The organism is Microvirga mediterraneensis (assembly GCF_013520865.1).
Taxonomy (GTDB): Bacteria; Pseudomonadota; Alphaproteobacteria; order Rhizobiales; family Beijerinckiaceae; genus Microvirga; species Microvirga mediterraneensis.
Map to the genome: position 1 here is coordinate 440,666 of NZ_JACDXJ010000001.1, position 25,422 is coordinate 466,087.

General features: G+C 65.2%; 23 protein-coding genes. 16 read left to right on the forward strand and 7 right to left on the reverse strand.

What is annotated here, in order from left to right; genetic code table 11:
* Nucleotides 1-297: 297 nt before the first annotated feature.
* From H0S73_RS02035 to H0S73_RS02050, 4 genes are all read right to left on the reverse strand, one after another.
* Nucleotides 298-609 (reverse strand): polyhydroxyalkanoic acid system family protein, encoded by a 312-nt coding sequence (locus H0S73_RS02035; RefSeq protein WP_181050594.1) that lies wholly within the window; start codon nucleotides 607-609, stop codon nucleotides 298-300.
* A 54-nt stretch (nucleotides 610-663) separates the two neighbouring features.
* Nucleotides 664-969 (reverse strand): hypothetical protein, encoded by a 306-nt coding sequence (locus H0S73_RS02040; protein WP_181050595.1) that lies wholly within the window; start codon nucleotides 967-969, stop codon nucleotides 664-666.
* A 113-nt stretch (nucleotides 970-1,082) separates the two neighbouring features.
* Entirely contained in the window at nucleotides 1,083-1,349 is a 267-nt protein-coding gene (locus tag H0S73_RS02045; RefSeq protein ID WP_181050596.1) for a hypothetical protein, read from the reverse strand.
* A gap of 148 nt (nucleotides 1,350-1,497) precedes the next feature.
* The gene (locus tag H0S73_RS02050; RefSeq protein WP_343058440.1) at nucleotides 1,498-1,818 is read right to left on the reverse strand and encodes a septal ring lytic transglycosylase RlpA family protein; all 321 of its coding nucleotides are present in this window, start codon (nucleotides 1,816-1,818) and stop codon (nucleotides 1,498-1,500) included.
* A gap of 357 nt (nucleotides 1,819-2,175) precedes the next feature.
* Between H0S73_RS02050 and crtI the strand changes: the two genes are divergently transcribed.
* From crtI to ispH, 9 genes are all read left to right on the forward strand, one after another.
* Nucleotides 2,176-3,756, forward strand: a complete 1,581-nt coding sequence (crtI, locus tag H0S73_RS02055; RefSeq protein ID WP_181050598.1) for a phytoene desaturase family protein — start codon at nucleotides 2,176-2,178, stop codon at nucleotides 3,754-3,756.
* Nucleotides 3,757-3,782: 26 nt separating this feature from the next.
* Nucleotides 3,783-4,172, forward strand: a complete 390-nt coding sequence (locus H0S73_RS02060; RefSeq protein WP_246388703.1) for a DUF2141 domain-containing protein — start codon at nucleotides 3,783-3,785, stop codon at nucleotides 4,170-4,172.
* A gap of 9 nt (nucleotides 4,173-4,181) precedes the next feature.
* A complete protein-coding gene (locus H0S73_RS02065) occupies nucleotides 4,182-5,276 on the forward strand; it encodes an SAM-dependent methyltransferase (RefSeq protein ID WP_181050599.1) in 1,095 nt (364 codons plus the stop codon).
* A gap of 81 nt (nucleotides 5,277-5,357) precedes the next feature.
* A complete protein-coding gene (locus tag H0S73_RS02070) occupies nucleotides 5,358-6,893 on the forward strand; it encodes a phytoene desaturase family protein (protein WP_181050600.1) in 1,536 nt (511 codons plus the stop codon).
* A gap of 95 nt (nucleotides 6,894-6,988) precedes the next feature.
* Entirely contained in the window at nucleotides 6,989-7,729 is a 741-nt protein-coding gene (locus H0S73_RS02075; protein WP_181054211.1) for a lysophospholipid acyltransferase family protein, read from the forward strand.
* On the forward strand, nucleotides 7,726-8,838 hold the full coding sequence (locus tag H0S73_RS02080; protein WP_181050601.1) for a glycosyltransferase family 2 protein: 1,113 nt from the start codon (nucleotides 7,726-7,728) through the stop codon (nucleotides 8,836-8,838). Before H0S73_RS02075 ends, H0S73_RS02080 begins: the two co-directional genes overlap by 4 nt.
* Nucleotides 8,835-10,493, forward strand: a complete 1,659-nt coding sequence (locus H0S73_RS02085; RefSeq protein ID WP_181050602.1) for a squalene/phytoene synthase family protein — start codon at nucleotides 8,835-8,837, stop codon at nucleotides 10,491-10,493. Before H0S73_RS02080 ends, H0S73_RS02085 begins: the two co-directional genes overlap by 4 nt.
* The gene (locus tag H0S73_RS02090; RefSeq protein ID WP_181050603.1) at nucleotides 10,490-11,776 is read left to right on the forward strand and encodes a hydroxysqualene dehydroxylase; all 1,287 of its coding nucleotides are present in this window, start codon (nucleotides 10,490-10,492) and stop codon (nucleotides 11,774-11,776) included. The genes H0S73_RS02085 and H0S73_RS02090 overlap by 4 nt, the downstream gene beginning before the upstream one ends.
* On the forward strand, nucleotides 11,773-12,783 hold the full coding sequence (ispH, locus tag H0S73_RS02095; protein WP_202049766.1) for a 4-hydroxy-3-methylbut-2-enyl diphosphate reductase: 1,011 nt from the start codon (nucleotides 11,773-11,775) through the stop codon (nucleotides 12,781-12,783). The genes H0S73_RS02090 and ispH overlap by 4 nt, the downstream gene beginning before the upstream one ends.
* Before the next feature lie 48 nt (nucleotides 12,784-12,831).
* On the opposite strand, the gene H0S73_RS02100 is transcribed toward ispH, so the two are convergent.
* Entirely contained in the window at nucleotides 12,832-14,253 is a 1,422-nt protein-coding gene (locus tag H0S73_RS02100) for an MATE family efflux transporter (protein WP_181050604.1), read from the reverse strand.
* A gap of 142 nt (nucleotides 14,254-14,395) precedes the next feature.
* On the opposite strand from H0S73_RS02100, the gene H0S73_RS02105 reads away from it, so the two are divergent.
* Both H0S73_RS02105 and H0S73_RS02110 read left to right on the forward strand, forming a co-directional pair.
* Entirely contained in the window at nucleotides 14,396-15,373 is a 978-nt protein-coding gene (locus H0S73_RS02105; protein ID WP_181050605.1) for an amidoligase family protein, read from the forward strand.
* Nucleotides 15,370-16,071 (forward strand): gamma-glutamyl-gamma-aminobutyrate hydrolase family protein, encoded by a 702-nt coding sequence (locus H0S73_RS02110; RefSeq protein WP_181050606.1) that lies wholly within the window; start codon nucleotides 15,370-15,372, stop codon nucleotides 16,069-16,071. The genes H0S73_RS02105 and H0S73_RS02110 overlap by 4 nt, the downstream gene beginning before the upstream one ends.
* A gap of 1 nt (nucleotide 16,072) precedes the next feature.
* Here H0S73_RS02110 and H0S73_RS02115 read toward each other — a convergent pair whose 3' ends face one another.
* A complete protein-coding gene (locus tag H0S73_RS02115; RefSeq protein WP_181050607.1) occupies nucleotides 16,073-17,590 on the reverse strand; it encodes a response regulator in 1,518 nt (505 codons plus the stop codon).
* 134 nt (nucleotides 17,591-17,724) lie between these two features.
* On the opposite strand from H0S73_RS02115, the gene H0S73_RS02120 reads away from it, so the two are divergent.
* From H0S73_RS02120 to H0S73_RS02140, 5 genes are all read left to right on the forward strand, one after another.
* A complete protein-coding gene (locus H0S73_RS02120) occupies nucleotides 17,725-19,980 on the forward strand; it encodes a glycoside hydrolase family 3 N-terminal domain-containing protein (RefSeq protein WP_181050608.1) in 2,256 nt (751 codons plus the stop codon).
* Between the two features lie 94 nt (nucleotides 19,981-20,074).
* Nucleotides 20,075-20,866, forward strand: a complete 792-nt coding sequence (locus tag H0S73_RS02125) for a YoaK family protein (RefSeq protein WP_202049767.1) — start codon at nucleotides 20,075-20,077, stop codon at nucleotides 20,864-20,866.
* Between the two features lie 41 nt (nucleotides 20,867-20,907).
* Nucleotides 20,908-22,011 carry an AI-2E family transporter gene (locus H0S73_RS02130; RefSeq protein WP_181050609.1) on the forward strand — a complete coding sequence of 368 codons (1,104 nt, stop codon included), beginning with the start codon at nucleotides 20,908-20,910 and terminating at the stop codon, nucleotides 22,009-22,011.
* Nucleotides 22,012-22,065: 54 nt separating this feature from the next.
* Nucleotides 22,066-22,413 (forward strand): DUF1206 domain-containing protein, encoded by a 348-nt coding sequence (locus H0S73_RS02135; protein WP_246388704.1) that lies wholly within the window; start codon nucleotides 22,066-22,068, stop codon nucleotides 22,411-22,413.
* Nucleotides 22,414-22,455: 42 nt separating this feature from the next.
* A protein-coding gene (locus tag H0S73_RS02140; protein WP_181050610.1) for an IS3 family transposase occupies nucleotides 22,456-23,591 on the forward strand; the annotation gives its coding sequence in 2 pieces (ribosomal slippage) (nucleotides 22,456-22,720 and nucleotides 22,720-23,591; 1,137 coding nt in all).
* A gap of 13 nt (nucleotides 23,592-23,604) precedes the next feature.
* Here H0S73_RS02140 and H0S73_RS02145 read toward each other — a convergent pair.
* Nucleotides 23,605-24,957 carry a glycoside hydrolase family 19 protein gene (locus H0S73_RS02145; protein ID WP_181050611.1) on the reverse strand — a complete coding sequence of 451 codons (1,353 nt, stop codon included), beginning with the start codon at nucleotides 24,955-24,957 and terminating at the stop codon, nucleotides 23,605-23,607.
* Nucleotides 24,958-25,422: the final 465 nt, after the last annotated feature.

Consider the following 25,422-nt stretch of genomic DNA (forward strand, 5'->3'; position numbering starts at 1 on the left):
ATCCCAGCGGAGATGGGAGAAACAGACGAGGAGTGGTTTTTCTGAACCGGCTTTGACAGGCGAACGAAGGGCATGGGAATGCGTCGTCAAACGCTCGTGCATAGCGCCATCCTCAAATACAGGTGTGTTGTCGCGATCGGGCGGAAGAACACGGCCCGGGGTGATATAAATGCGATGTCTTTAGTGAAGCGCACCAGCGTTGGGTCGTGGTCGCAATCGATTATAGAACGCGGAGGAAGCCTTTTGGTTCCCTCTGCGTTCATCTTCGTGAACGGCTATTCATGAATATAGCCAGAATCATTTCTTCTCGAGCAGCAGAGTGCCTTGCTTCTGGATGAAGGTCTTGGCCTTCTCTGCAATCATCGCGAGGATCCACGGCAACTGCACTTCGACACGCACCACGTCCTGCATCACTTCCAGATGGCCGCTCACGTTCTGGCCCATGGCTCCGACACGGAAGTCCATGCGATTGCCGTTCCATGTCTCGTCGATGGATGCGACTTTGTCGCCGAACTGGGATTTCAGGCCCGACATGCCGCCGTGAAGCCGCCGCATCGCTTCGGCCTGACCGAGATTATGAGGAATCGAGACGACGAGGGGCTTGGCCATGGGAATGCTCCACTTTTCAACGACAAGCGAAGCAGTGCATGTCGGGTTCCCTCGTTACAGCATTTCAACCTTGATGGCCCGCATCACGATGGTTTCCTGTTCGAAGCGCCGTTCCAGGTCCGCCCGGTAGCGCTCCCACCAGACATGATCGAGTTCGCGGGCCATCACCTCGAACACGACGATGTCGTCGTGAGACGTATGACCGCCCTCCTTCCAGACGCCTTCGGCGGGCGCGCGCGTGAAGCTCGTGATCCCGCCGAACCGCTCCGACAGTTCCTTGCGAACCTTCGCGTACACAGCTCCGTCGAGGCGGCGGCCCTTGTTGTCGGCGAGCGGCAGCAGAATCTGAACCAGATGCATCGGCATCCCCTGAGAAGCGCCATCGGTTGGCGCAGGAAAATAGTTCAGGGGATGGAAAAGGCGAGGCCTTGAGCCTCGCTTAGCGCATGGGACCCGAAGGACCGTACGATGCGCTACGCCTGCAGGGCCGCAAACAGCTCGCGGTCCGATTCGGGCTCTTCCTCGGCGAGCCTATAGCGGCCCGATGGTTTCGACACGCGCCACGGACATTCCGTCGACGCGTGGAACGCCTCGGAAGGCCGCAGGCGACGGACGCGGCCGTCCGCCTGGATTTCGTCGATGACGACGAAGCCGAAGATCGTAAGGCGCGTTGCCATGACCTTGGTGGCGCGGTCGCCTGCCGCGATCGGCAGCGAGCCCGCGGCATAAACCGCATCCATCAGGCTCCGTTGATCGCGGTGGGGATTCGCCGACGAGCGTGCGCCCGGAAAGCGTATGACATTCGTCGGCTGCGACGATCTCGATTCCATGTAAGCAACCCTTGGTCCCGAATCGGGGCAAGAATCGCCGGAAGGAATTAAGAAGCGCCTAATCGAGGAGATGAAGCGACACGTATGCCGTGCCCTCGGAGGTCAGGCCGAGCGCCTGGGCGGGCCCTTTCGCAAGGTCGATGATCCGCCGGTGGGCGAAAGGACCGCGGTCGTTCACCCGGACGACGACCGAGCGGCCGTTGGTTTCATTCACGACCTTGAGCCTCGTGCCGAACGGCAGGGACCGGTGGGCGGCCGTCATGTCGGAGGAGTTGAAGCGCTCGCCGCTGGCGGTTTTGCGGCCATGGAATCCTGGGCCGTACCAGGAGGCGGTGCCGCGCTGAATGGCCGGTCCGGCGTCGATATTGGCTTGTGAGATGGATCCTGTGGTGAGCGGGTCGTTCGAGGCGGTTGTATTGCAGGCTGCTACGAGAAGAATAGGCACAATTGCGGATGCCCGGGTGAGGATGTTCTTCAAGGACAGTCTCCCCTTCCGTTTTGGTTGGAAGTGAAACTGAGCCTTAAAAAGGCAAGAATAAGGCGCTTCGGATTTTTATACGTTCGCTCACTCTTCAGAGATGTGAAACTATACCGAGAAATAGCCTGGACAAATGCATTTTCCTTCCTAGATAGCCTGCGTTATGGTTACGATATTTCAGGGCACTTTTTCACCCTCTCGCAATTGTGAATCATTGCCTCTGGTCATAGGTCGCGGTCGGTCTAGTTCAGGTAGCCGATGTTCCACGCCAATCAGGGCTGCCGACTCATGCGCGAATCCGCCCGATCACCTCAGGTCGCCGTCGTGGGGGCTGGCCCCGGAGGCTTGGCCTCCGCCATGCTGCTGGCGCGCGAGGGTATCCCCGTCACGGTGTTCGAACGGGAACCCGCCGTCGGTGGGCGTACCCGGACCATCCATGCCCCCGGCGGCTACAGGTTCGATATCGGCCCGACCTTCTTCCTCTATCCCCGCGTCCTGAAGGACATCTTCGAGGCCTGCGGCGAACGGCTGGAAGACCATGTCGAACTCAAACGCCTCGACCCGCAATATCACGTCGTGTTCGAGGGCGGCGGCTCCATTCGCGCCACTTACGATCTCGACCGCCTCGAACAGGAAATTGCCCGTCTGGCGCCTGCCGATGCGCGCAACGTGCGCCGCTTTCTCGACGACAACCGCGATAAGCTCGAGGCCTTCCGGCCCGTGTTGGAACAGGCCTTTTCGAGCCCGGCCGATCTCTTCTCGCCGGCGATGCTGGCCGCCTTGCCGAAGCTGAGGCCGTTCTCCAGCGTGGACAGCGATCTCAAGCGCTATTTCGCCGACCCGCGCGTGCGTCTCGCCTTTTCGTTCCAGACGAAATATCTCGGAATGTCGCCATTCCAATGTCCGAGCCTGTTCACGATCCTCTCGTTCCTCGAATATGAGCACGGCGTCTTCCATCCCATAGGTGGCTGCGGCGCAGTCTCGGAAGCCATGGCGAAAGTCGCGCGCAAAATGGGCGTCGACATTCGCCTGAACACACCGGTCGAGCGCATCGTCTACGAGAACGGCGAGGCCGTCGGGATCGAGGCAGACGGCGAACGCTTCGCGGCGGGCTCCGTGGTGATCAACGGCGATTTCGGCCATGCCATGCGCCACCTCGTACCGGAAGCCATGCGCCCGCGCTGGACGGACAGGAAGCTCGATCACGCGAAAATTTCCTGCTCCACCTTCATGCTCTATCTCGGCATCGAGGGCGATGTCGGCGATCTCGCCCATCACACGATCCTGCTGTCGCGCGACTACGAGCGCAACATTCACGAGATCACCAACGGCATCCTGCCCGAAGAACCATCGATCTACGTGCAGCACGCCGGCGCGACCGATGCGTCGCTGGCCCCGAAAGGCCACACGAGCCTATACGTGCTCGTGCCCGTGCCGAATCTGCGCTGCGGGATCGAATGGACGCGCGAGGCACCCCGCTATCGCAAGCTCGCGCTCGAGCGGCTGAAGCTGCTCGGATTGGAGGACATCGAGAGCCGCATCCGCTTCGAGCGCGTGGTGACGCCACGCAGCTGGCAAGATGAATTCTCCGTGTTCGAGGGCGCCACCTTCAACCTCGCGCACAACCTGACGCAGATGCTCTATTTCCGCCCGCACAACCGCTTCGGCCGCAACGTCTACTTGGTCGGCGGCGGCACGCATCCCGGCAGCGGGTTGCCGGTGATCTATGAAGGCGCGCGCATCACGACGCGGCTGCTGCTGGAGGATCGCGAGCGCCGAAGGGCGGGCGACCACGAAGCGAAGCCCGCCGTCGCGCCGCTCGGCGAAGCGGCTCTATAGAGGTGTGACGGATGAGACGCTTTGGATTGGCTTCTTTTCTTCTCATGTCCGTCTCGTCCGCCCACGCGGCGACGCTGACGATCCGCGCGCAGGGCATTCAACCGGACGGCAACATGGTCTATGCCGGGGTCTGCGACACGAGCTTCGAGGAGGCCGCCTGCCCCTACAAGGATCGCGGCCAGGCCATTGCGGGAACCGTGGAACTGCGCATCAGGAACGTGAAGCCCGGCACATACGCCATCGCGGTCTTCCATGACGTCAACGGCAACGGCAAGCTCGACCGCAACTTCATCGGCCTGCCCAGCGAGCCCTACGGCTTCTCGAACGATGTGGGCCGCCGCGGCCCTCCGAATTTCGACGCCGCCCGGATCGTCGTCAGGGAGCCTGCGACGACGGTCGTGATCCCGATCCGATAGGGGCCTCCCATGCTGTGGCGCGCCTATGCTCTTCTGTCACATGGCGGGGACCGCATAGGCCTCGGCTCCATCGGCCTCCCCTCCTGGCACGGTCCAGCCGCCCCGTCGTTCCAGCGGACGGGCGACGTTCTGAAGGTGCTCGAAGAAGCCGACACGGCCATCTGGTCGGCCAGCGCCCTCTCGGCTTGCGCCGAGACCGGCCTCCTCGCCCATCTCGGCAAGCCGGCGACGATCGACACGTTGGCTCAAGCCGTCTCGCTGTCGCCAGCGCTCGTCCGGACTCTGGTCGACGTGCTCGCAAGCCACAGGTTCGTGGTCTGGGACCAGGACCGGGTCCAGGCGGCTCCTTCCCTCCTGCCCTTCACCACGCCCGAGGGCGCCGAAACCTTCCGGGCATTCCTTCGGGCTCCCCTCCTGCAGGCTGACAGTTTCCGGCACAAGCTTGCCGACCACACCCTGACCCTCGACGGCTGGACCCATACGGATGAGGCCATCATCGAGTCCCAGGGCACCCTGACCCGGCTCTGGACCACCCGGGCCCTGCCGAAGCTGAAATTCCTGCCGGGCCTAGTCCCGCGCCTCGAAAAGCCCGGCGCAGCCCTTCTCGACGTGGGCGCGGGCGCCGCGGGCCTTTCGATCGCTCTCTGCAGGAACTTTCCGCACCTGAGCGCCGTGGCTCTCGAACCCGCGCCCCAACCGGCCCGCATCGGCGAGCGGCATGTGCGGGAGGCAGGGCTCGAAGGCCGCATCGTCATGCGACGGCAACGGGCGGAAGATCTGGACGACGAGCGAGCCTTCGACCTCGTCTTCCTGCCCCAGATGTTCCTGCCCGACGCGATCATCCAGGACGCCATCGAGCGGATCTTCCGTTCGTTGCGGCCTGGAGGCTGGCTTCTCGTCGCCGTCCTGTCCCAGGAAGGAGGCGGGACGGCCTCCGCCGTCAACCGGCTGAAGAACCTGCTCTGGGGCGGCAACACGCGCGCCGTGAACCACCTGAGACCCCGCCTGGCCGCCGCCGGGTTCGACCCGGTGATCCGCGCGCCGGGCCGGCACGCGCTCCGCATGATCTGCGCCCGCCGCCCAAACCTTCGTGATCCGTCTTGAACTGGCCTATGGGCTTCCTAGAACCATCACGATTGGACATGGGCGAATGACGGACAGGCTCGTGCCGCGCGGGAGGAATGCGTGAACGCTCAAGGGACTTCGGTTGCGGTCATCGGCGGAGGATTGGGCGGATTGGCGGCGGCCTGCGTCGCGGCGGCCCGCGGACACAAGGTCACCCTCTACGACAAGAACGCCTGGATCGGCGGCAAGGCGGCGGTGCTGCACGAGGACGGCTTCCGATTCGACATGGGTCCGACGATCCTGACCGTGCCGCGCGTCCTGGAGCGCATCTTCGCAGAGGCGGGCCGCAACCTTTCCAACTATCTCGATCTCGTGCGGCTCGATCCGCAATGGCGCTGCTTCTTCGATGACGGCACCCGGATCGACCTGCAGGAAAACATCGACGCTATGGCCGAGGCCATGGATCGCTTCGCGCCGGGCAAGAATACCGGCGACGGATACAAGCGCTTCCAGGAAATTTCCGCGCATCTCCACGACATTTCGAACCGATTCTTCTTCTGGAAGCCGGTGGAGGATCTCTTCGACACCATCAACATCCGCGCCAACATGAATCCCGCAACATTGCGGGATGTTTTGTCTCTTCGCATGGGGTCGTCGGTCGCCGGCACTATCCGGTCCAAGGTGAAGGACGAACGCCTGGCGCAGATGCTAGACCACTTCACGCAGTATGTGGGCTCGTCGCCCTACGGCTCGCCCGCCGTGCTCTGCGCCATCGCCCACATGCAGGCGGCGGATGGGGTCTGGTATCCCATGGGCGGCACGCGCGCGGTCGCCGAGGCCCTGGCGAAACTGGCCACAGAGCTCGGCGCCACGTTCAAGACCGACAGCGATGTCGCTTCGCTCAGGATCGAGAATGGCGCGGTGACGGGCATCGTCCTCGCGGGCGGCGATGTCGTTCCTTACGACAGCGTCATCTCCAATATGGATTCGATCCGCACCTATCGCGAACTCGTCGGCGGCGAGGTCGGCGAGCATTATGCCCGCAAGGACTTCGAGCCCGCCTGCTCGGGCGTGGTGCTCTATCTCGGCCTGAACAAGCGCTACGACCACATCCTCCATCACGATTTCGTGTTCTCCCGCGATCCGGAGGAAGAGTTCGACTTCATCTACCGGCGCGGCGAGCCGGCACCCGACCCCACTTGCTATCTGGCGGCCCCGTCCGCGACGGACCCGAGCGTCGCGCCGGAGGGCGGCGAGGCGCTCTACGTTCTCGTCCATACGCCCTACCTTCGCCCGCACCATGACTGGTCGCAGATGTTCCCCGCCTATCGGCAAGTGATCATCGACAAGCTGAAACGCACGGCCGGCATGAGCGATATCGAGGAGCGCATCGTGGTCGAACGCCACCTGACGCCGCAGGACATCCACGACCGCTACAAGGTGCTCAACGGCGCCATCTACGGTCTGGCGAGCCACGGCAAGTTCATGGGCGCGTTCAAGCCGGGCAACCGCAGCCGGCAGGTGCGCGGCCTTTATCTGGCCGGCGGAGCGGCCCATCCGGGTCCAGGCATGCCGATGGTCATGATGTCGGGCTGGATCGCCGCCGACGCCCTCGATGCGGATGGCAAGGCCGAGAACCTACGGAACGTGTCTTGAGGCAGGAAGCGGGCAAGGCAGGAACGGAGCGCTCTTCATCCGGTCGCGCGGGAGGTTCTCCCGTCGCGCGCCGTTCCGCCCTGCTTCACCGCTTCATGGTCTCGACCTTCCGGCGCTATTTCACACGCCACATGAATGCCCTGCGGATCGCCGCCTGGGGCATGCCGGTCGTTCCCCAGCACGGCCCGGTCATCGTCTATTCCAATCACCCGGCCTGGTGGGATGCGGCCGTCTACATCCTGGCAGCGGACCGCTTCTTTCCGTCCTATGAGAGCTATGCGCCCATCGATGCCGCGATGCTGAAGCAATACGGCATCTTCGGCCGCATCGGCGCCTTCGGAATCGACCTCGAAAGCCCGCGCGGGGCGGCGGATTTTCTCAAGGCCGGAGCGGAGATCCTCTCCGTCCCCGACCGCGCCCTCTGGATCACCGCGCAGGGACGCTTCAGCGATGTGCGCGAGCGGCCTCTCGGCCTCAAGCCCGGCGTGGCGCACTTGGTCGAGCGCGCGCCCGGCTGCACGATCCTACCGCTCGCCATCGAGTACGGCTTCTGGCTGGAGCGCGGCGCGGAAGCCTTCCTGGCCTTCGGCCAGCCGATGCGCGGATCGGACCTTTTGAACCTCTCGCGCGCCGACCGCCTGGAGCGGCTTGAAAGCGAGCTGACCTCGACGCTCACTCGCTTGAGCGCCGACGTGGAGAGCCGCGACCCGGCACGTTTTCGGGCGGTGCTCGAAGGCCGTGCCGGAATCGGCGGGCTCTACGACGGATGGCGGCGGATGGCGGCAGCCCTGCGCGGGCGCACCTTCGATCCGTCCCACGAGGGGCGGCCCTCATGACGATGCTCGGTCTCATCCTGCTCGCCTTGGCCGCCATCCCGTTCGTGCTCGCGCTCATGAACCTGGGAGTCCTGCGCGCGACACCGCGCCAATCCCCGCAAGGCGACGTGCTCGTCTCGATCCTCATCCCGGCCCGCAACGAGGCGGCGAATATCGGCCCCGCCCTCGAGGCGGCGCTGGGCAGCATGGGCGTTCCTGTCGAGGTCCTGGTCATGGACGACGGGTCGACGGATGGAACCGCCGACATCGTCCGCTCCTATGCGGCCCGCGATGCCCGTGTGCGTCTCCTGACCGCCCCACCTCTCGACGACGGCTGGACCGGCAAGGTCCATGCCTGCCACCATCTCTCCGAAGCCGCGCGGGGCACGCATTTCCTGTTCGTGGATGCGGATGTGCGTCTCGGCCCTCACGCGGCAGCCCGGCTCGCAGGCCATGCGCAGGCCGCCGATGCCGCCCTGGTCAGCGCCGTGCCGCGCCAGATCATGAACACCCTCGGCGAAATGCTGACGGTGCCGACTATCAACCTGCTGCTGCTCGGCTATCTTCCCATGGGCTTCATGCGCCTCTCCCGCGATCCGGGACTGGGCGCAGCCTGCGGCCAGCTCATGCTCGTCGAGCGCGACGCCTATCGGGCAAGCGGCGGACACGCGGCGATCCGCGCGCGCATCCACGACGGCATCCAGCTGGCGCGGCTCTTCCGCCGCAAAGGCCTCATGACGGACCTCGTGCCGGGCGAGCGCCTCGCGACCTGCCGCATGTATACGCGCTTCGACGAAGCCTGGGCCGGTTTCGCCAAAAACGCCCACGAGGGCATGGCGACCCCCGTGGCGCTGCCGGTCTGGACCGCGCTCCTGCTCGGCGGCCATGTGCTGCCGTTCCTGCTCCTGCCGTTCGCACCAAGCTTGCTGCTCGCCAGCGCGGCTCTTCTCCCCCTCGGCGCCCGCACGCTCGTGACATTCGCGACGCGCGAGAATCCCTGGTCGATCCCGCTCCATCCCTTCACCATCCTGGTCGGCCTGGCGATCCAATGGAGCGTGCTCCTGCGGATCGGCGAGGCGCGCCGCGCGGGATGGAAAGGCAGGCTTTATCCTCTGGAGGAGAAGCCATGAGCCCGGACCTCTCAGGACCAACCAAGCGCCCGCGCGACGAGAACTTCCCGGTCGCATCCCTGGTGCTCTCGCGCGAGCACCGGGACGCCGTTCTCGCCTTCTACGCTTTCGCCCGCATGGCCGACGACATCGCCGACGCGCCCGATCTCGCGGCCGCCGAGAAACTGGCGCGGCTCGACGCGCTCGAACAGGCGCTCGTATCGGGCGACGAGTCCATCCCGCAGGCCGCTCGTCTCCATGCCGTCGACCGGGAGCGCAGGACCGGCCTGACGCAAGCCCGCGCGCTGCTGCGCGCCTTCCGTCAGGACGTTGTCAAGACCCGCTACAACGATTGGGCGGAGCTGCTCGATTACTGCCGCTTTTCCGCCAACCCGGTCGGCCGCTTCCTGCTGGCCCTTCACGGGGAGCGCAGCTCGGCCCACGGACCGGCGGACGCCCTTTGCACGGCGCTGCAGATCCTCAACCACCTGCAGGATTGCGGCCAGGATCGCGACCGGATGGGCCGCATCTACATCCCGATCCGGTGGATGCTGGCGGCGGGCTCCGAGACGGCATTCTTCGATCCGTCGTACGCGGCGCTCCGCCGCGACGTCCTCGACGCGATGCTCGACCGGGTCGATGCCCTGATCGATCAGGCGCAATCCCTGCCCGCCCATCTGCGGAACGCGCGCCTGCGGGCGCAGAGCATCGCCACCATCGCGCTCGCCCGGCGCCTGAGCCGACGCCTGCGGCAGGCCGATCCGGTTCTGGAACGCGTGCAGGTCAGCAAGGCCGATGTGGGCATCGCGTTCCTGCGCGGTCTTCGCGGCACGATCCGGAAGCCTTCCTCCGACGACCTCCGCGTGACGGCGGCGGCAGTGCGGCGCTCGGGCTCATCCTTCCGCCTCGGCATGCAGAGTCTCTCGCCCGAGCGCCGCCGCGCCATCCATGCGGTCTATGCCTTCTGCCGCGCGGTGGACGATATCGCCGACGGAGCGGCGCCCGCCTCCGAGAAGCGGACCTTCCTGCGCGAATGGCGGCGCGAACTCGACCGGCTGCACCGCGCGCCGGAAACGCCCATCGGACGCGAGCTCGCCCGTGCCTCGACCCTGTTCAAGCTGCCCCTGGACGAATGCCATGCCCTGCTCGACGGCATGGAGACCGACAGCGCCGACCGTGTGCGCCTCGCCGACGATTATGAACTCGGCCTCTATGGACGCCAGGTCGCGGGCTCCGTCGGGGCGCTTTCGATCCGCATCTTCGGCGTTCCGTCGGCCCATGGTTTCGCCCTCAATCTCGGACGCACCCTGCAGCTCGTGAACATCCTGCGCGACGTCGACGAGGATGCCGCCCGCGAGCGGGTCTACGTCCCCCTTTCGAGGCTCGCGCAACTCGGATTGCGCGATGCTCCTGCCGCCACTCTCGTGGCCGATCCGCGCTTCGCGCGCGTCTGCGAAAGCCTTGCCGAAGAAGCCCGTGCGGGCTTTGCGGCGGCGGATGCCGCGCTCATGCGTCTCGATCGTCGCGCCCTGAAGCCGGCGATCCTGATGATGGAGAATTACCGCCGTGTGCTCGACCGGCTGCAGGCGCGCGGCTGGGGCCTGCGCCAGGGGAGGCTGCGCCTGAGCACCGCCGACAGATTGCATCTCATCACCCGCGCCATGAGGCCCGCATGACGACACGGCGAACCCATATCGTCGGAGCGGGAATCGCGGGCCTGAGCGCGGCGCTCACCGTCACGGCCGATGGCGGCGAGGCCATCGTCTACGAGGCCGCGCCGCAGCCGGGCGGACGCTGCCGGACCCTGCAGCCCGCCGATGGCTTCGTCCATGACAACGGCACCCATGTGCTGTTCACGGCCAATGGGCATGCGCTCGATCTCCTCAAGGCGATCGGCGCCCGCGACCGCTGGTTCGAGCCGGAACCCAAAGGGCTTCCGCTCTACGACGGGAAAACGGGAGAGATGCGGCGGGTGGGGCTTTCGCCCTGGTCGTGGTTGCTCCCGTCGCGCCGCCCGCACGGCCTGACCCTGCCCGATCTGGCGAGGATCCTGCGCCTCCTCCTCGCGGCGAAGGATTGCCCGGTCGCATCCATCATCGGGGATCGCCCGATCATGGACAGCCTGATCGAGCCCCTGACGGTGGCGGTGCTCAATACGCCGCCCGCACAGGCCTCCTCGCAGCGCCTCGCCTGCGCCTTGCGGCGGCTCATCCGGCCCGGCGCCGGGCGCCTCCTGGTGGCGCGAAACGGCCTGAGCGAGGACCTGATCGAGCCTGCCCTTGCCACGCTCGCGGCGCGAGGCGCGACCGTTCACACCGGGCAGCGCCTGCGCAGGCTTCTGACCGGCCAGGAGCGCGTCATCGGATTGGCCTTGACGGACCGCACCGTGATGCTCGGCCCCGACGACCGCGTGATCCTCGCGCTGCCGCCCTACGAGGTGGAGCGACTTCTCCCCGCGCTCCCCGTGCCGACCTCCTTCGAGCCCATCCTCAACGTTCATTACCGCATGAAGGGCCTGTCTGGACCGCGCTTCATCGGCTTCACCGGCACGCTGGCGCAATGGGCGCTGGTCCGCCCCTCGCATGTGAGCGTCACGGTCTCGGCCGCCGACGCAGTGGTGGACCTCAATGCCGCCGACGTGGCGGCGCGGATCTGGCGCGACATCGCTCCGGCCCTGCGCCGCCTCGGGCTCGATGCGGACGGCGACCGTCAGCCCGAGAGCCGGGTGGTGAAGGAGAAGCGCGCGACCATCCGCCAGGCGGCGGAGGATCTCCCGCAGCCTCCCCTGCGGCCTCTCATGAACCTCGCCCTGGCGGGCGACTGGCTCGGCTCCCTTCCCGCTACCATCGAGAGCGCCGTGATGGCCGGTGAGCACGCCGCCTCCCTGCTGCGGCATGCCCGCTGCACCCGCCCGACCGTTCCGCGCGACCGCCCCTTGAAGACGGAGGATGCGGCATGATCCAGGACCATCCCCCGCTGACCGTTCTGCTCGCGGCGCCACGCGGTTTCTGCGCCGGGGTCGAGCGCGCCATCCGGGCCGTCGAGGACGCCATCGACCGGACGGGCAGGCCCGTCTATGTGCGCCACGAGATCGTGCATAACGGGCGCGTGGTGGACGACTTGAAGCACAAGGGCGCGGTCTTCGTCGAGGATCTGGCCGAGATCCCGGATGGGGCCGTGGCCATCTTCAGCGCCCATGGAGTTTCGCGCGCGGTGGAGCGGGAAGCGGCGGGCCGGGGACTTTCCGTGCTCGATGCGACCTGTCCGCTCGTGCGCCGCGTCCATCTCGAAGGACAGCGCCATGCGAAGGCCGGTCGCGAGGTCATCGTCATCGGCCATCGCGGCCATGTGGAGATCGAGGGAACCACCGGGCAGATCGACGGCACCGTCCATGTGATCGAGAGCGTCGCGGAAGCGCTGACCGTTCCGGTCCTGAACCCGGAGCGCATCGCCTACATCACCCAGACGACGCTCTCCGTCGACGATCCCCGCGAGATCATCGCACCCCTGAAGAAGCGTTTTCCCGCCATTCAGGGGCCCGACATCAAGACGATCTGCTACGCCACGCAGAACCGGCAGATGGCGGTGCGCGTGATCGCCCGGCGCGCGGAGCGGATCATCGTCTGCGGCGCGCGCAATTCATCGAACACGAACCGACTGTGCGAGGTGGCCGCCAACGAGGGACGCCAAGCCCTCCTCATGCAGGATCCGAAGGACCTGACGCTCTCCTTCATCGACGGCGCCGCCGTGATCGGCCTGACGGCGGGCGCCTCCGCTCCCGAAGACCTGGTGCAGGAGGCCCTGGCCCGGCTTGCGCAATGGCGGCGGCTGACGGTGGAGGAGGTGCGCGTGACGCAAGAGGACGCGCATTTCGCCCCTGTCGACATATCGCGGCTGGTGGGCGGAGCATCGGACCCGAAAGTGGACACCACTTTCGGGATCGATTCGATGCTCATTTCTCAATGAGCGCATTGTTCAGGGCGGAAAACCGGATCCACTTTTCCGCACAATGCGCTAGCTCGCGAACGCCTCCTGAACGTCCCGCGGCGTCGCCGTCACCAGTCCCAGCCTGTCCCGGCGCAGCCAGCGCCACAGCATCAGGCAGGCCACCACGGCGAGTCCGCTGGCCAGTCCGATCCAGATGCCGACACCCCGCAGCGACGTGCCGAAAGCCAGCATGGCGCCGAGCGGCAGGCCCACGCCCCAATAGCCGAGCGCCGCGTAGATCATCGGCACGCGGGTATCCTGCAGGCCGCGCAGCATTCCGGCCCCCACCGCCTGCGCGCCGTCCACGAGCTGGAAGATGGCGGCCACCACCAGGAAGGTGCGCGCCAGATCGATGACGAGCGCGTTCTTGGGATCGTTCACGTCGAGGAAGACGCCGAGCAGCAGGTGCGGGGCGAACAGCATGAGCGACGCGGTCACGGCCATGAAGCCGGTGCCCAGCGCGAAGGAGGTCCAGCCGGCCCGGGTGACCCCTGCTGCATCCTGCGCCCCGTAGGCCCGGCCGACACGCACCGTGACGGCCTGTCCGATGCCGAGCGGGACGGAGAAGCAGAAGGACGCGATCTGCAGGGCGATCGCATGGGCGGCCAGCTCGCTCTCGCCGATCCGGCCCATCAGCATGGCGGCCGCATTGAAGATCGTCACCTCGAACATCAGCGTCAGGCCGATGGGCAGGCCGATCTGCCAGAGGGTGCGATAGCGCGGCCAGTCGGGCCGCCAGAAACGCCCGAAGATATGGTAGCGCTTGAGCCGGGGATGAAGCACGATCACCACGGCGAGCGCCACGAACATGAAGATGCTCGAGATCACCGTGCCGAGCCCTGCCCCGACCAATCCGAAGGCCGGCAGGCCGAGGGAGCCGAACATCAGCGCATAGGCCGCGCCGAAATTGACCGGGATGGCGAGCAGGCCGATGAACAGGGCCCAGCCGGGGCGCTCCAGCGCCGCCAGGAACGAGCGCAGCACCAGGAAGAGCAGGAAGGGCAGAAGGCTCCATTGCAGGGCGCGGATATACTGGCCGGCATTGTGGGCGAGCGCGGGCGCCTGCCCGATGGCGAGCAGGATCGCCTCCCCGTTCCAGGCGACGATCCAGATCGGGACCGCGACGGTGACCGAGGCCCAGAAGCCCTGGCGCACCGTGCGGCGCACCTCCCGGACGGAATGGCGCTTGCGGCCGAGCTCCTCGGCGATCATCGGCGACGTCGCGTTGACGAGGCCGATCCCGAAGATCAGGAAGGCGAAATAGAGATTGGTGCCGAGCGCGCCCGCCGCCAGCGCGTCCGATCCCATCCAGCCCATCAGAATGACGTCGGACGTGATCAGGGCGTTCTGCGCGATGGTTGCCAGAACCAGGGGCCAACCGAGGGCCAGGGTCGCACGCAGCTCCGTCATCCAGGCGGCGCGCTCGAAGGTCGATTCTCTGGAAATCATGATGCTGCGCTTGTAGCCAACCCGACGCCGGAAAGCCACACCCGGAGAGCCGGGAGGGAGTCCTCTCGGACCAAGGAACCTGAGCGGAAGCGCGCCCGTTCATCCCATTGTTCACATTTGCGTGGTGTTTCCGGAGTCCTCGATGGCGCAGCCGGCGCTTTCAACCGAGATCGAATTCGACCTGCCGCCGGTCCTGCTCAACGGGCAGGGGCAGATGCGCACGGTCGGGATCGAGATCGAGTTCGTGGGGCCCTCCGCCGAGACGACCGTCCAGGCCCTCCAAGAGGCGCTCGGCGGCAGGCTCATCGAGCAGGACCCCCATGCCTTCGCCCTGAAGGAATCGGCCGTCGGCGACCTGACGGTGGAACTCGACAGCCGGATCCTGCACCCGGGCAAGCAGGCTGGGACCCAGAAGGGCGTCCTGCCCAAGATTGCGGCCCTGTTCGGCTTCGCGGCCCGCTATCTCGTCCCGTGCGAGCTCGTCACGGCGCCGATCCCGGTCGACCGGCTGCAGGAGATCAACCGAATCCTGACGATCCTGCGCAGGGTCGGCGCCAAGGGCACGCAGGACGGGCCCTTCTACGCCTTCGGCCTGCACTTCAACCCGGAGATTCCGCACCGGGACGCGGCGACCCTCACGGCCTTTATGAAAAGCTTCGCCCTGCTCAATCCGTGGCTCCGGCGCGAGGCTTCGCCGGACGCCACGCGCAATCTGCTGGGCTTCGCCGATCCTTTTCCGACCGAATACGTCCGCAGGATCGGCGATCCGGGCTATTGGCCGGACATTCGCACCTTCATCGACGATTATCTCGGCTACAACGCGACCCGGAACCGGGATCTCGATCTCCTGCCGCTCCTGCACGACTTCGATGCGGCGCGGGTCCGTGCCGTGCTGCCGAACGAGAAGATCAACGGCCGCCCCACCTTCCATTACCGCCTGCCCGACGCCCGGGTGAGCGATCCCGGCTGGAGCATCGCGCCGGACTGGAACCGCTGGGTCTGCGTCGAGCGGCTGGCCGCGGACCGGGAGAAGCTGGATGCGGTCGGCGCGGCCTATCTGTCTTTCGAGGGCGAGGACAAGAGCTGGGCCAACGTGGTGGAGCAGATCGTACGGTCATGACGAGCCCCTTGATCGGCGTCACCACGTCAAGGCGTGGCGGATGGCGCAGCTACCTCATGCACCGGCTGGCGCTCTCCCGCGCGGGCGCGCGCGCCGTTCGCCTGATGCCCGGCCATCCGCTGCCGGCGGAACCGTTGCAGGGGCTGGTGATCGGCGGCGGCGACGATATCGGCGCGGAGATCTACGGCGGCCAGGTGCTGCCGGACGTGCGCATCGATCCCGAGCGCGACAAGCTGGAGCTCGGCCTGCTCAAGGCGGCGCTGCCGGCGGGGCTCCCGATCCTCGGCATCTGCCGCGGATCGCAGATGATCAACGTGGCGCTCGGCGGCACCCTGCACACGGACATCTACGAGGTCTATGTCCAGGCGCCGAAGATGCGCACGGTGCTGCCGCGCAAGACCGTGACCATCGAGCAAGGCTCCCGGCTGGACCGAATCCTGAACTGCAATCCCTGTCAGGTGAACGCGCTGCATCACCAATCCGTCGCTCGTCTCGGGCGGGGGCTGAGGATCGCCGCCTGTGACGAGAGCGGCATCGTGCAGGCCATCGAGAGCGAGAGCGCACCGTTCCTGCTCGGAGTCCAATGGCATCCGGAGCTTCTGGTCTGGAAGAAGCCGCAGCAGCGATTGTTCGCGGCTTTGGCAGACGCGGCGCGCGAGGCTTCCGCTCCCCTCTCGGCAACGGCGCTTGCCGTATGATTCAGCGCGCCCGCCGCGAAGCGCGCGGGAAGAAAGGAATGACCTTGCTGTCGCTGTGTACGTTCAGGTGCCGCTGGATCGCCAGATGCAGGTCGCGGCTGACGATGGGCTTCTGGAGCAGCGGGAACTCGCTGTCGCCGCCGGCGACGTCGGGATTGCCGGTGATCAGCAGCACGGGCAGACTCGGGAAGACCTGCCGCACTTCGCGCGCCAGCATGACGCCGTTCATGTTCCCGGGCATGGCGACGTCGGCCAGCACGAGGGCGGGCCTGCGCACGCTCAAGGATTTCACGGCCTGCGCCGCATCGGTGGCGATGCTGGCGACATAGCCGAATTCTTCCAGGGTCGATTGCAGCGCGAGCGCGACTTCGAGCTCGTCGTCCACGATCAAGATTTCCGTGTGGCCCTGCACGCTCTGGTCCGGCACCTCATCGTCGCTCGGGGAGCTCGACGGCAACAGGGTCGCCGCATCGGTCCGCGGGATGTACAGGAGGATCGAGGTTTCCCCCCCGTCCCGCCGCACTTCCGACGCGCCGCCGAGGTCCTGCAGGAAATGCAGGCTCTGGCGCAGGGACAGCCACGAGGACAGGTCGAGATCCCGCACGGAGAAGGATTGCTCCAGATCGGCCTCCGGAGCATGGCGCATCTCCTCGGGGCCGGCGCTGCGGATCGCGAGCTGCACGAAGTCGCCCTCGCGTGTGAGATCCGGCAACGAGCCTTTTTCGACCTGCACGTTCCGGGCTTCGAGCGTGATGGTGCCGCCCTGGGGCAGGGCGTCACGGACATGGGCGCTCAAGGTTACGATAGCGGTCTGGATGTCGTCCGGATTGGCCTCGATGGCCCATAGATCGTCCGCGAGGGAGACCCGCAGCTCGACCGTGTCGCGCAACAGGGAATGGCTCATGAGATCGGCGACCGAGTTCACCTGCTCGGCAATGTTCACATATTGCACCTTGCCCTCGCCCTGGCGGGCGAAGGCCGTCGACTGGGCGATGAGCTTGGCGGCCTGGTCGGAGGCCACGAGCGCGGAGAGCAGCTTGCGCTGCAGGATCGGCTGATCCTTCAGCTGGCGGGCGGCCGCATCGATGTTGGCGCTGATCACCATGAGACGGTTGTTGAGATCGTGAGCGATGCCGTCCCGCAGCCGGTCGACGGCCTGCGCCTTCTGCATGCGGCGCAGGGCGTCGTCTTCCTCATGAGCGGGCCCCTCCTCGAAGGCGGAGAACTCGGCAAAGGACAGGAGGGGCTCGGCGGGCGGATCGAAGGAAGCGGCCGTTACGTCCTCGAACACCGTCAGCTCGTCGGACGTACCGTCATCCTTGTGTCGGAAGGCCTGCTTGATCTGCCGTCCGATCAGCAGGGGAGCGCCGGCGCCGATCAGCAGGAAAAGCCCCGCCGCCGCGGCGACGAGGGCCGAATTCCTGACATAGGCCGCAGCCGCCAGCGCGAAGCCCGACATGATCAGGGCGCCGGACAGGCTCAGCAGGGACAGCTTCAATGAGACTGGCAGCAGATGCATAAGGCTTTTCTGAAATATGATTTGACCTGACGGCCCCCGGACGCCACTTGCAGACCTATCTTGTGTAACACGAACAGGCGGCAAGCGAGGGGGACCTCGCGATTAAGTGTTATTGTTCCATAAAGGAGATAATTGTGCGGCTTTCTGATGTCCCTGGCTTGACGCAACTGGCGCTTGCATTGGCCCTCACGGTCTCGTTTCTCCCAACGGCAGGTGCCCAGGAATCCCAAGAGCAGGCCATCGAGCGCCGCGTGAACGAGCTTCTCGGACGGATGACCCTGGAAGAGAAGGTCGGCCAGCTGAATCTCGTCTCCCACGGTCCGCCGCTGCGCTGGGAGGACATCTCCGAGGGAAAGGCTGGAGCCGTCCTGAACTTCAACAGCGCCCAGGACGTGGCGCGCGCCCAGGCTCTGGTCCGGGAAAGTCGCCTGAAGATTCCGCTGCTCTTCGGTCTCGACGTCCTGCACGGTTTCCGCACCCAGTTTCCCTTGCCGCTAGGTGAGGCTGCAGCCTTCAGCCCGCGTGTCTCCCGGCTCGCCTCCGAGTGGGCCGCCAAGGAAGCGTCCCATGTGGGCGTGAACTGGACCTTCGCGCCCATGGCCGACCTGTCGCGCGACAGCCGCTGGGGGCGCATCGTCGAAGGTTTCGGCGAGGATCCCACGCTCGGCGCCGCCCTCACGGCGGCCCGCGTGGAAGGCTTCCGCAAAGGCGGGCTCGCGGCGGCGGCCAAGCATTTCGCGGGCTACGGCGCTCCGCAGGGCGGGCGCGACTACGACACGACCTACATCCCGCGCGCGGAAATGTACGACACCTATCTTCCGCCGTTCCGGGCGGCCGTGGAGGCGGGCACGGCAAGCTTCATGGCCGCCTTCAACGCCCTGAACGGCGAACCCTCGACGGCGAATCCGTGGCTGCTGACGGATGTGCTGCGCACCCAGTGGGGTTTCGACGGCTTCGTGACCTCCGATTGGGTCGGCATCGGCGAGCTCGTCAACCACGGCATCGCGGCCGATGGCGCGGAGGCCGCCCGCAAGGCGATCCTCGCCGGCGTCGACATGGACATGATGGGGCAGCTCTACATCAACCATCTACCAGACGAAGTGCGCGCCGGCCGGGTGCCGGAAAGCGTGATCGACGAATCCGTGCGGCGCGTGCTGCGCACCAAGTTCCGCTTAGGATTGTTCGATCGCCCCGACGTGGATTCCTCCCACCAGGATTCGGAATTTCCGTCGCCGGAGTCGCGCCAGGCTGCCCGCGAGGTCGCCCGCGAGACCTTCGTGCTGCTGCAGAACCGGGACGACGTGCTGCCGATCCCGTCGAAGGTCCGTTCCATCGCGGTCGTCGGCCCGCTCGCCGATGCGCCCCAGGATCAGATGGGTCCCCACGCGGCGCGTGGCCACAAGGAGGACAGCGTCACGATCCTCGAAGGCGTGCGCCGCCGCGCGCAGAACGCGGGCATCGCGGTGCGGCACGCTCCGGCCTGCGACCTGTTCTGCCGCAACACGGACGCGCTGCCCGCGGCGATCGAGGCCGCCCGGCAGTCGGATTTCGTGATCGCCGTCTTCGGCGAGCCGCAGGAATTGTCCGGCGAGGCGGCCTCGCGGGCCCGCATGGACCTCAACGGCAAGCAGATCGAAGTGCTGGAGGAGCTTGCCAAGACCGGCAAGCCCGTCGCCCTCGTCATCATGGGCGGACGTCCGCAGGTGCTCGGCCCGGTGGCGGACCGCATTCCGTCGATTCTGATGGCCTGGTATCCGGGGACGGAAGCGGGGCCAGCCGTGGCCGACGTGCTGTTCGGCGACGTGAGCCCGAGCGGAAAGCTTCCGCTCACCTGGCCGCGCGCCACGGGCCAGCTGCCGCTCTACTACAACCGGCTTCCCACCGGCCGCCCCACCCTGGCCAACAACCGCTTCACCCTGCATTACATCGACGAGAACGTCGCGCCGCTCTACCCCTTCGGCTGGGGCCTGAGCTACACGCATTTCGCCTATTCCGATGCGAGGATCGCGAGCCGGCAGCTCGACGAGGGTCAGGTCCTGGAGGTCTCCGTCACCGTGAAGAACGCGGGCGCGCGGGACGGCCAGGAGGTCGTGCAGCTCTACACCCGCGATCCAGTGGCGAGCCGCAGCCGCCCCCTGCGCGAGCTGAAGGCCTTCGAGAAGATCGCCCTCAAGCCCGGCGAGACGAAGCAGGTGACCCTGCGCGTTCCCGTCGAGTCCCTCGGCTTCCATTTCGACGACGGCACCTATCTGGTCGAGGCCGGCGCCATCCAGGTTTTCGTCGGCGGCTCTTCGCTCGCGGATCAGGTCGGCGAGGCCGAGATCCTCAAGACCCTCCGCATCCCGCCCCTGGAGCGGCGCGCCTCCGTGTCGACCGGCGTCGCGCAGTAACGGACGGAGGCAATTCATTTCCTGACTGTTCGGCGCATCGCTCTTAGCGGAAAACCGGATCCACTTTTCCGCACGATGCGCTAAGCTGGCGGCCATGAGCGCCCAGTCGACAAAGCCGGAAACGCGCGACTTCACCATCCGGGCGGTGAAGACCATCGCGGCTTTCGAGCGGACGAACGTGACGGATACCCTGCTGGGCATGTCCCTCACCTTCGTGGCCGGGGCCATCAATGCCGGCGGTTTCCTCGCCGTCGGCCAGTACACGTCGCACATGTCGGGCATCTTCTCGTCCATGGCCGACAATCTCGCCTTGGGTTCGCTGGGACTGGCGAGCCTGGGGCTCCTGGGGTTCCTGCCCTTCGTCATGGGGGCTGCCTGCTCGGCCATGCTGATCAACTGGGGCCGGCGGCATCACCTGGGCAGCCGCTACGCCATGCCGCTGATGGTCGAATCTTTCCTGCTTCTCGGCTTCGGGATCCTGGGCTGGCTCGCCCATCCGTCGCCGGGCTTCGTCGCGGTCGCGATCCCCCTGCTCTGCTTCATCATGGGCCTGCAGAACGCCACCGTGACGAAGATCTCCGGCGCGCGCATGCGCACCACCCATGTGACCGGCATCGTCACGGATATCGGCATCGAACTCGGCAAGCTACTCTACTGGAACCGGAATGCGCATAATCCGGACCGGATCATGGCGGACCGCGAGAAGCTGCGCCTGCTCGTCCTGCTGCTCGCGTCGTTCTTCATCGGGGGCGTTATAGGAGCCGTCGGGTTCAGCCATGTCGGCTTCCTCTTCGCGCTTCCCTTCGCTCTCCTGCTGCTTCTGCTGGCCGGGCCGCCCCTTGCGGAGGATGCCGCGACCCTGGCCCGCCGAATGACGAAGCGCTGATGCGCCATTGGCCCGGAGCCGAGAACGCCTAGATTCCCCCTATGCAAGAGAAAGCCGCGGCTCCCTTGTCCCACCCGTTCGACGGCGATGCTCCCGATGCCCGCGCCCGGCGGGTCACGCGCCTGATCGGCGCGGCGGCGCTCGTCGGGCTCGCTCTCTGGATGATCGGCTCCTATCTCACCGCCATCGGCTGGGCGGCGATCATCGCCATCAGCGTCTGGCCGCTCTATCGCCGGTTCCAGGCCCGTCTGGGAGGCTCACGCCTCGCCGCCCCCCTGCTGACGACGATCGGCCTCGCCGTGCTTCTTCTCGTGCCGGTCGCCCTCGTGCTGACCGAGATCGGCCGGGAGAGCCAGTTCGTCATGGAATGGCTCACGCGGCTGCAGCAGACCGGCATGCCGGTGCCCGAATGGGTCCATCGCCTGCCGCTCGTCGGCCAGCATCTGGACACCTGGTGGCAAGCGCATCTGGGCCGCCCGGAATCCGCCGGGCAGCTCTTGAGCGGCATCGACAGCCAGACCCTGACCGAATGGTCGAGAACCCTGGGTGGGGCGCTGGCAACGCGCCTTCTGCATACCTTCCTGACATTCCTGGTCCTGTTCATGCTGCTGCGCCATGGCAGCGAGATCGGCCGGCACGTGCTGGCCGCCATCGATCGCTGGTTCGGGGCGCCAGGCGAACGGCTGGCGGAGACCATGGCGTCGGCCGTGCGCGGGACGGTGAACGGGACGATCCTCGTCGCCGTGGGCGAAGCCATCCTGATCGGCATCGGCTTCGTGGTCGCGGGCGTGCCGCACGCGGTCCTGTTCGCCTTCCTGACCGCCGCCTTCGCCATGCTGCCGATGGGCGCCTGGTTCGCCTTCGTGACCGCCGCCATCGTGCTGGTTCTCGCCGGCGGATCCGTTCTGGCGGCCGCGGGCGTCGTGGGCTGGGGCGCGGCCGTCATGCTGATCGGCGACAATCTCGTCCAGCCGGCCCTGATCGGCGGAACGGCGCATATTCCCTTCCTGTGGACCCTGTTCGGCATCCTCGGCGGCCTCGAGACCTTCGGCCTGATCGGCCTCTTCCTCGGCCCGGTCCTCATGGCCGCCCTCCTGACCATATGGCGGCAGCAGAGCGGGCCTGTTCCGGATCATCCGGCCTAAGGAACATCTGCGAAGGCTGGGCGGTTCATCCCTGACACAAAGGAGCCGCCCGCCATGCCCCGGATCAACCCCAACCCCGTCGAGGCCCTGGCCCGTTTCGGCTACGGAGCGCGGGGGGTTGTCTATGGGCTCGTCGGGGGGCTTGCCCTTCTCGCCGCCATCGGCTCCGGCGGACAGACGGGAGGAAGCCGCAGCGCCCTGCAGACGCTGCTCTCGCAACCGTTCGGGAAGCTCTGGCTGGTCCTGATCGCCCTCGGCCTCTTCGGCTTCTGCGCCTGGCGGGTGCTGGAGGCCCTGACCGACGCCGACAATCGCGGCTCGGACGCGAAGGGCTGGGGCATCAGGGTGGCCCATCTGATCAGCGGCGTCATCTATGCGGGTGGTCTGCCCCCTGCAAAGTGATCCTCCCTGAAGTATGGCTTTTAAGCCGAAGGAGGACTGAAGATGGGCAAGAAGCGGCATACAGCCGAAGAGATCGTTTCCAAGTTGCGGCAGGTTGACGTGCTGACGGCACAAGGCCGGACAGTCGCGGAGGCGATCCGGCAGATTGGTGTGACGGAGGTCACGTACTACAGGTGGCGCTCCGAGTACGGCGGCCTCAAATCCGACCAGGTCAAGCGGCTCAAGGAACTCGAGATGGAGAACGCCCGGTTGCGTCGAGCGGTCTCGGATCTCACCCTGGAGAAGCTCATCCTCAAGGAGGCCGCCTCGGGAAACTACTGAGCCCCGCCCGCCGTCGCGCCTGTGTGCGGCATGTGATCGCCAGGTACGGCGTCTCAGAACGGCTGGCCTGCCGGGTCCTGGGCCAGCACCGTTCCACCCAGCGCAAGATCCCCAAGCAGCCGGAAGATGAGGCGGCCCTGACCGCCGACATCATTGCCTTGGCCACCCAGTACGGCCGCTATGGCTACCGGCGCATCACGGCCCTGCTGCGGGACGCCGGCTGGCTGGTGAACAAGAAGCGGGTCGAGCGGATCTGGCGACGGGAGGGGCTCAAAGTGCCGCAAAAGCAACCGAAGAAGGGGCGGCTCTGGCTCAACGACGGATCCTGCATCCGGCTGAGGCCGGAGTATCCCAACCACGTCTGGAGCTACGACTTTGTCGAGGATCGCACCCATGACGGGCGCAAGTTCCGCATGCTCAACATCATTGACGAGTTCACGCGTGAATGCCTGGCCATCCGAGTGAACCGGAAGCTGAAAGCCGTCGATGTCATCGACGTGCTCTCGGACCTGTTCATCCTGCGCGGTATTCCGGGCCATATTCGTTCCGACAACGGCAGCGAATTCGTGGCCCAAGCGGTTCGGGCCTGGATCGGTGCGGTTGGGGCGAAGACGGCTTACATTGAGCCGGGTAGTCCCTGGGAGAACGGCTATTGCGAGAGCTTCAACTCGAAGCTTCGCGATGAACTGCTGAAAGGAGAGATCTTCTACACCCTGCAGGAGGCAAAGGTGGTGATCGAAAATTGGCGCCGCCATTACAACACGGTGCGCCCGCACTCATCCTTGGGCTACCGACCGCCCGCACCAGAGGTCCTGGTCCTGGCTTCCAAGCTGGCGTCCAGACCAACGCTGAATTAACATCACACACGGATCACCTACATGGGGCAGGCCATACCCAAGCGGATGCAGCAAGCTTCATTCGTTCAACAACATCATGATATTCATTCAAGCTCCTAAAGGAGGACTTCCTAACCGTATAGCTTAAATGCCTTTGTCCTCGGGCCCAGAACTGAGGTCGACCGCTACGATCTGTCATTACAAGGAGTTCGCCTGAGGGAGGAGAAGCTGCGTTTTTATCTTTCTGCCCTCGAATTTCATTCAGATGGGCTCTCACCTCGTCGGCACTTGAAAGCGTATCTCCTTCAACCAGATAATAGTCGCGAGCAACCTCTCGATCATCTGTAATCGTGATTTTCGGGAGTTGACCCAAGAAGAGCTTAAAGGCCGCTTCGTCGCCAGGCTTCTCTAGCACATGGGAGTATTCATCGGTCGTTGCTGATGCAAATTGTTTCCCAGAATCAGCTTTGAAATGCGCGGGATCAGTTATTTCATACAGGGTATCCTCATCTAATTTGCCGGTTTCATCAATCCCACGCGCTCTTTGCAGTTGCTTAAGATACACTGACAGGTCGGGATCTACGAACGCACCGGGACCGGTGGGCAGTATTCCTAACACTTTCAGCTGGTCAGCGACGGCATTGCGTTCACTGGAGGTAAGTCCCGGCTCTTCAAAACTCCCCGTTGAACTACGAAGATATCGCTGCGCTCTGGCTAACCAAATTCGTGACTCAGCAAGTCCATTTATTCCGCCATTGACGGCCTTGCGGACACTCGCAATATCGTCCTTATCCGCGATCGTGTTAATTCCGCGAGCCTTCCAGTAAGCTACTGCTGTCTGGAACGCCCCGAACGGGGTTCTGGCGAGGTCTGGCTCCTCTTCGAGTTTAATGTTTAATTCGGAGCCTCGGCTGGCGAAGTTTCCCCGTCCAGTCAATTGGACCAATCCAGAGCCTCTATAAATCCAACCATCCTCGGGAAGTCGGTTTCCGAGCCGGTTTCCATAAACGAAGTTCGCAATTCTAACCGGCTGGTTCGCCAATTGGGCCGCCATCTCGGGACTAACTCGCCTCGGAAAAATCTGCAGCAAGCGGGCGGCCGAATAATTGAGATTTTCCGCCAAATATCGAAAGCCACCTGTCTCCGTGGCTAATTGCGCTATGAAATGCTCGATCCTTTTCGTTCCGACAATTCCTGCTTGGCTAGCGATCTTCCAATTCGACACCATCGTGGACACGACATCCGCTCGCGCTCTCGGAGAAAATCTAGCGAGGCTCGCAGCATCAATAACAACAACATCCCTGGGCTGCGGCTTGGTCTTGGCGAAAGCGACGCCCGTAAGGAACGGAAGCGTGACAATTATGAGCGCAGAAAGACACGTGAACATACGAGGCTCCCGATGCGATATCAGAATAATTGTCTTTGTGTTAGGTATTTGATCCCGCCTGAGAAAGAACCCGATCCTTCAGCTTACAAAAGCGCGCTGATTTAACCGAGAGGCTAAACTATATAGTTTTTGACAAGATTAATCTCCTACGCTTTTGAGCTACCTTGCAAGAGGTAAATGAACGCCATCGGCCATTTATAGATCTTCGACTGACGAACGCTGCAGCGAATCCAATTGCGAGTATGTTGGTTATACTCCAACCCACTCGGCTCCATTTATGCCTAGCCTTACCCACGGCATTCGGCTAACCCCAATCTACTCGCACAGAGGCGACAGACACCTCAAAAGAACTCCAATTGCGGGTATGAGAAAGCTTCCTCCGTACTAATATATTATTCGTACGACCCGTCATGGAACTACTAGGAGCCGCTTCCCCACAGCCATATACGCGCTCGCGCGGAGGCG